Source organism: bacterium (assembly GCA_040755795.1).
Classification (GTDB): Bacteria; UBA9089; CG2-30-40-21; order CG2-30-40-21; family SBAY01; genus JBFLXS01.
In genome coordinates this window covers 1-2802 of record JBFLXS010000473.1, presented here as the reverse complement: position 1 = coordinate 2802, position 2802 = coordinate 1, and the positions used below count along the sequence as shown (strand labels likewise).

The 2802-nt window shown below is 39.5% G+C and carries 2 protein-coding genes and 1 tRNA gene; all 3 read left to right on the top strand.

Annotated elements, in window-relative coordinates:
• The first annotated feature begins 183 nt into the window (after nt 1–183).
• The 3 genes from cobM (at nt 184) to AB1414_18510 (ending at nt 2556) form a co-directional block, all read left to right on the top strand.
• Nucleotides 184–939 (top strand): precorrin-4 C(11)-methyltransferase, encoded by a 756-nt coding sequence (gene cobM, locus AB1414_18520; protein ID MEW6609409.1) that lies wholly within the window; start codon nt 184–186, stop codon nt 937–939.
• Nucleotides 923–2437: a precorrin-3B C(17)-methyltransferase gene (cobJ, locus tag AB1414_18515; GenBank protein ID MEW6609408.1), complete on the top strand. Its 1515-nt coding sequence runs from the start codon at nt 923–925 to the stop codon at nt 2435–2437. Before cobM ends, cobJ begins: the two co-directional genes overlap by 17 nt.
• Before the next feature lie 43 nt (nt 2438–2480).
• Nucleotides 2481–2556 (top strand) — tRNA-Thr (locus AB1414_18510).
• Nucleotides 2557–2802 lie beyond the last annotated feature (246 nt).

Genomic DNA, 2802 nt, shown 5'->3' with positions numbered 1-2802 from the left:
GAGATTCTCCAGAGGTTTAGGAGGGGGAAATTTTAAGCAATTTAGAGGAAGAAGATGTTTAAAAAGCAAAAAATGGCTTTAAGGTGGTTACTTGGGCTGTTTATTTAGTTTCACCGAGAATTGCTGTAGTATTATGGAGTGCATTGACAGGGTCAAGTATGGGTTTGGTATTGAGGTGAAGATATGCGTAAGGTTTATTTTGTTGGTGCGGGCCCTGGCGACCCGGAATTAATAACTATCAAAGGTAGAAATCTGCTTGATAAAGCAGATGTAGTTATCTATGCCGGGAGTCTGGTTAATCCACAACTCCTTGAAGGTATCAGGGCAGAGATATATGATTCTGCCGGGATGACACTTGATGAAATCATAGATGTAATTAGATGTTCCGTAGATGGCGGCAAAGTGGTTGTCCGTCTCCATACAGGTGATACTTCCCTGTACAGTGCCATCTCAGAACAGATAGAAAGATTACGGGCATTGAACATAAAATATGAGGTTGTACCAGGTGTATCTTCGGCATCATCTGGTGCGGCAATACTTGGTCAGGAACTTACCATACCAGAGATAAGCCAAACCGTAATATTTACTCGACTTGAAGGCAAAACAAAAGTGCCAGAGGCAGAAAAGATGAGCAAATTGGCTAAACATAAAGCAACTATGGTGATTTTTTTAAGCGTCGGAATGATTGAGGATGTCCAGAATGAACTCCTCAAAGGCTATCCTGAAGATACACCAGTTGCGATTATCGAAAAGGCATCCTGGGATAACCAAAGGATAATCAGAGGGAAATTAAAAGAAATGGTAGAAATGGTCAAGAACGCCAAAATTAAAAAGACTGCCTTGATATATATTGGCGAGGCATTGAAAGCCTCAGAAAAATCGTTAGGAAAGGAATCAAAACTTTATCATAAAGATTTCAAACATGTATGCCGAAAATAAAACCGTAATACTTTACATCTCAAACAATGGCAGAAACCTTGCACAACGGATTAAGGGACTTTATCCAGATGCCCAAATCCTAAAATTTCAATCTGCGGCTGTTTCTGAAATATGGAATGAATGCAAAAACCTTATTTTTATTATGGCGTGCGGTATTGTGGTAAGGACGATTGCTCCATTGATAAAGGACAAAAAGACAGACCCGGCTGTAGTTGTGCTTGATGAAAAGGGAAAGTTTGTCATCAGTCTCTTGAGTGGACATCTGGGCGGAGCAAATAAAACCGCAAGAAATATCGCAAAATTCCTTGATGGTCAGGCAGTTATCACTACGGCATCAGATGTTCACAATATATCCCATAGCAATTTGGTAATTGGTATTGGCTGTAATCGCGGCACATCAGAAAATGAAATAGAAAAAGCAGTAAGAAAGACATTGGCAAAACATAATCTCTCATTTGCTGATGTCATATCTATTGCTACCATTGATATAAAATCTCTTGAACCAGGATTAGTGGCATTTGCCCAAATTTACAACCTCTTAACTCAGACATTCTCTACGGACGAACTCAATTCAGTGAAGGGGATATTGAAATCTGAGTCTGTATTTAAGTCCACCGGGGCAATAGGTGTCGCCGAGCCAGCCGCACTACTTGCCTCAAAGGCAAACAAACTGCTTATACCAAAACAAAAGATAAGAAATGTAACGATAGCCGTGGCAGAACACAAAACAGAAGAAAAAGGGGAAATATACATTGTCGGTGTAGGCCCCGGTGATAGTGAACATATTACACCTTATGCCCAGAAGAAAATTAGAAGTTCTGAGGTTATTGTAGGATATAACAGTTATATCAACCTTATAGCAGAACTGATTAAAGATAAAGAAATCATCTCTACGGGGATGACGCAGGAACTAAAGAGATGTCAAAAGGCAGTAGAATTGGCTATTGCCGGCAAAACCGTTTCAGTCATCAGCGGCGGTGACCCTGGCATTTACGCTATGGCTGGATTGGTGTTTGAAATTATCAAAAAACAGAACCTTCCTGAAATTAATATTGAGGTTGTGCCGGGCATTTCTGCCTTGAATGCCTCTGCGGCAAGACTGGGTGCACCGTTGATGCACGATTTTGCCGTTATCAGCTTATCAGACAGACTTACCCCATGGGAATTGATTAAAAGAAGGCTTGAGTCGGCGGCTATGTCTGATTTTGTTATCGTCTTTTACAATCCCAGAAGCATTGGCAGACAAAAACAGATTAATAAAGCCAGAGAGATTATCTTAAAATACAGAACCCCAGAAACACCGGTAGGAATTGTAAAAGGGGCAATGCGAGATAACGAAAAGATAATCGTCACAAATCTTAAAGATATGCTTGATTATGAGATTGACATGCAGACAACAATAATAATCGGCAACTCACAAACCTTTCTATGGAATAACCGGATGATAACACCAAGAGGATATGAAGTGCCGTTTTACTCCCATCAAAATTTAACTTGACAATTTACTTTTATTTTGATAAAATAAATACAAACTTAATTTTGCCCACATAGCTCAGTAGGTAGAGCGCGTCCTTGGTAAGGACGAGGTCACCAGTTCAATTCTGGTTGTGGGCTCCAAGAAAATTTTGGATTTATGTTTCAATCCAAAATCTAAAATGAAAGCTCGCGGATAAAAAGTAAGTAATCGGTTAAATGATAATGGGTAACTAATTACCATTCACCAGTTACCAATTACCAAAGAGGGTTGGACCTATTAACTCCAGTAAAATCAAGGGGTTATAATAGTAAGAAGGTAGATTTTAGGGGTGTTTAGGAGGTGAGGTAGGTATATGTAACATATTATAAACATTGGGGTTAGGTTTC